Below are 3,740 nucleotides of genomic sequence, written 5' to 3'. Positions count from 1 at the left end.
GTTCTACTTATAGCTATTTTAAAAAAGCATAAAACCTTGGTAATTTCAGCTATTGCAGGTGTACTTATTATTTCTATTTCATTATTTTTATTAGTTTTTAATTCTAAAGATTTTAAAGCAAAAAGGGAGTTAACTCAGATTAGTAAAGAATTAAATAATATCAATTTATCTCTATCAGATAGTGTAAATGACTTAAGTATAGATACTTCAAAGGCTTCTTCTAATCTTTCTGAAGGTCTTACTTCATTAAGAGAATTATCTTTCAGGGTTTCAGAAATAGATGCTACCTCTATTAATAATTCTGATATTAAAGATGCTTTATCGACTTCAGTAGACTCTACTATTAACCTATACGATACCTCTTTAAATTTACTAGCTAGTCCTGGTTCAATTACTAGTAATGACATATTAACTAATTTCGATAATTTAAAAAATCAATGTATAAGTAATTATGAAAGTCTAAGTTCTAAAAATGTTAATGTTAGATTTTCCAACTCTACCTTAAGCTTTTTTAATAATTATTATGGTTATTTAAATACATTAGTGAAAATTAACAGAGACACTCAATTTAAAGATTCTATAGAAAAAGAATTTGTATATAAACTAGAGAGCTTTAAAAATGATTTTACCTACTTAAATGAAGATTTAAGTCCAGCAATAAATAAAATAAAGGAAGATAACAGAGACTTAGAAGTTATAATTGACGATATTTATAAAAAAGAAAAGTTATATGAAGATTTAGAAAAAGCTTTATCTAGAATATCAGTTCCAGAAGGTCGTATGGATACTTATGAAGCTTTAAAGGAATATTTAAATGCCTATAATCCGTACTTAATAGCTATTAAAGAAGCTGTTATATTAGATAAAACTACTGGTAATAAAGAAGAAGAGATTAATAAAAAATATAAAGAAGCTTCATCAAAAAGAGAAAATCTTTTAACTACTTTTGAAGTCTTTATAAATAAATTAAATAAAATGTAGTATAACTTTCTCTCTTTTGGTAATAATAAATTTTGGATTATTTAGTTATCCAAAAGGAGGTTATTTATGAAAATATTAAGAAGCTTTATTTTATTAATAACCCTTTTATTTTCAGCAAATACTATATCATATGCGGCTAGTAACGTATATAATCTAAAAAATAATAACATAAGTATGAAATTGAATTTTGAATTAATAAATATGACTGATAATGATGTGGTAGAAGTTTTTAACCACGATAATAACTTAATTTACTTAACTGAGGAAGATGTAAATTTAATGGCCAAAATAGTCTATGCTGAAAGTAAAGGTGAGCCCTATGAGGGTAAGATTGCAGTTGCATCTGTTATTTTAAATAGGGTACTTAGCCCAGGTTTTCCTAATACAATAAACGAAGTCGTACTTCAACCTAATGCATTTTCTTGTGTAATTAATGGAGAAATCAATGTAATTCCTACTGAAGAATGCTATAGTGCTGTGTATGATGCTATAAAAGGTAATGATCCAACAAATGAAGCTCTGTTCTTCTACAACCCTTCTATAGCAACTTGTTCATGGATGCAAGATGTTCAGAAAACAAATAGTAAAACCATAGGGCAACACTTATTTTTTAACACATACTAGTAGCTGACTATGTCAGTTTCAATGAAAAATTAATAATTAAAAATAAATAATTATAGATGTAATTTGATCCAAGTTATTAAAATAAAATTTAATTTTTAAGTATTTATTTTTTAATGTTTGTTTTTTAAAGACTTTTAGATTATAAGAAAATCCTCAGATTTTTTTCTCTGAGGATTTTCTTATTAAAAGTATATTGTATATTAAATAGCATCAATATCATATATCACTTAACTTTATACTCTTTTATTCTTCAAAAGTTCCTTTAACTACTGCTTCTCCCTCTTTAACCATTAATTTCCCCATAGCTATTACAGTATCTATTTCTAAGGAATCTTCCTTTACTAATACTAAATCAGCATCTTTTCCTATTTCTATGCTTCCTTTATTCTTAAGCTTTAATACCTTAGCTACATTTGAAGTAATTACTTTAAGTGCTTCTTCTATTTCTATATTATATGTCTTAATGCATTTTTTAACTTCTTCATAAAGGCTTGCAACAGAGCATATTCCTACTTTAATTAATTTACCCTTTTCATCGAATATAGGCATACTTCCATTTCCATCTGAAGAGAAGGTTACATTAGCTACATTGGCCTTATTCTTTATTAATATACTTAAAGCCTCACTTGCTGATAATTCTCCTGGTGCTAACTGATTTTCTGGAGTACTTGTTGTAAAGTCTATATATCCACCTTTGTTTATATACTCTTCTCCTGACTTAAACAAATCTCCATTTCTATTTATATGAGTAGGTAAAATTTGAGTTATTGGTAGTTCTGTTTCATCAGCTAATCTAAATAAATATCCTAACTTTCTTGTACCATCTCCTAAGTGTATATTTGCTATACCTGCCTTTCCAGATAAAAGCCCCCCAACTCTTGCTTGTGCTATAGCTTGAATTAATTGATCATAGGTAGCCTGAGAGCTTCTTGTATCTGAAATAGCTAGTTCACCTATTCCTATTATATTATCTATTAACATAATATCCTTCTTTATTTCTCCTGTTAAAGTCTTTACAGGAATCTCATATGATCCCGTATAACAATAAGCAGTTATACCCTCTGCTTCTAGGGATTTTGTCTTAGCAATTAAACTTGCCATATCTCTACAAACTCCATCTGTTCCAATACATCCAACTACTGTAGTAATTCCTGCCTTTGTTAATGATGATAACTTTAGTTCTGGAGTTCTCATATTAAAGCCACCTTCTCCTCCAGCACCATTAATATGAACATGATTATCTATAAATCCTGGGAATAATAATTTCCCTTTTCCATCTATTACTTCTATATTAATAAAGTTTTCTGGTACATCTAAATCATCATATATTCCTTCAATTTTATTTGATGATATTACTACATCTTTAACTCCTAAATATTCAGGAGCATATACTTTAACTTTCTTTATAACCTTTATCATATTCTATTGCCTCCTATGAACTTATAATCTCTTGAATTTTGCTATTATTATAAATAGAATTTGGATAATTATTTTTAAGCTTAAGGGCATAAGTTTTACTTTTTTCATTATTTCTATCTTTATAAATTAAAGCAGCTCTATAATAAGCTTCTTGTATGTAGCTTCCATCTTCATATTCTTCTATATAAGCATCATAGTAATTAATAGCCTTATCTACATCATTTATATTTTCATAAGTAGATGCTAATAAAAACATAATATCATCTCTTAGGTGACTTTTTTCAGCACTTGGTAATACTTTTTCTAATAGTACTTTTGCTTCTTCTATCTTATTATCTTCATAATAACTAGATGCCTTTATATAACTTTCTTTAATTTTCTCTTCAGTTAAAACTTCTATTTCTTCACCCTTGTCTTCTTTTTTTGAAGTTTCTTCTCTATTCTCATTATTAATTTCTTCATTATTGACATTTTCGCCATTAGTTTGGTTGCTATTATTTTCATTATGAGAATTATTAACTTCTATATTATTTTGTGCATCTTCAGCTTTTATATTATCTTCATTATATTTATTACTAACCTTATCTTTAATAAAAACAGCTATAAATATACTTAAAATAATTAATAAAGCTACTGGAATAATTTTTTTCATTAAACTACTATCTTTTATTGCTAATGCATTATTTAACTCTTTATTTATTTCTTTAGCATATACA

Annotated in this window: 4 protein-coding genes; 2 read left to right on the top strand and 2 right to left on the bottom strand. The window is 26.8% G+C overall.

All coding sequences use genetic code 11. From position 1 onward, the window contains the following. Together E6248_RS14405 and E6248_RS14400 are read left to right on the top strand one after the other, a co-directional pair. Window positions 1–981 (top strand): hypothetical protein (locus E6248_RS14405; RefSeq protein WP_316341476.1); only part of this gene is annotated, 981 nt, incomplete at its 5' end. A gap of 66 nt (window positions 982–1,047) precedes the next feature. After that, on the top strand, window positions 1,048–1,605 hold the full coding sequence (locus E6248_RS14400) for a cell wall hydrolase (RefSeq protein ID WP_316341475.1): 558 nt from the start codon (window positions 1,048–1,050) through the stop codon (window positions 1,603–1,605). Window positions 1,606–1,848: 243 nt separating this feature from the next. On the opposite strand, the gene iadA is transcribed toward E6248_RS14400, so the two are convergent. Both iadA and E6248_RS14390 read right to left on the bottom strand, forming a co-directional pair. Beyond that, on the bottom strand, window positions 1,849–3,024 hold the full coding sequence (gene iadA / locus E6248_RS14395) for a beta-aspartyl-peptidase (RefSeq protein WP_316341474.1): 1,176 nt from the start codon (window positions 3,022–3,024) through the stop codon (window positions 1,849–1,851). 13 nt (window positions 3,025–3,037) lie between these two features. Then, a partial coding sequence (locus tag E6248_RS14390; RefSeq protein ID WP_316341473.1) for a tetratricopeptide repeat protein occupies window positions 3,038–3,740 on the bottom strand: 703 nt, incomplete at its 5' end.

The organism is Clostridium sp., from assembly GCF_032552055.1.
GTDB lineage: Bacteria > Bacillota > Clostridia > Clostridiales > Clostridiaceae > Clostridium.
Note: the sequence above shows the minus strand (reverse complement) of the source record. Positions and strands in the feature narration are given on the sequence as shown.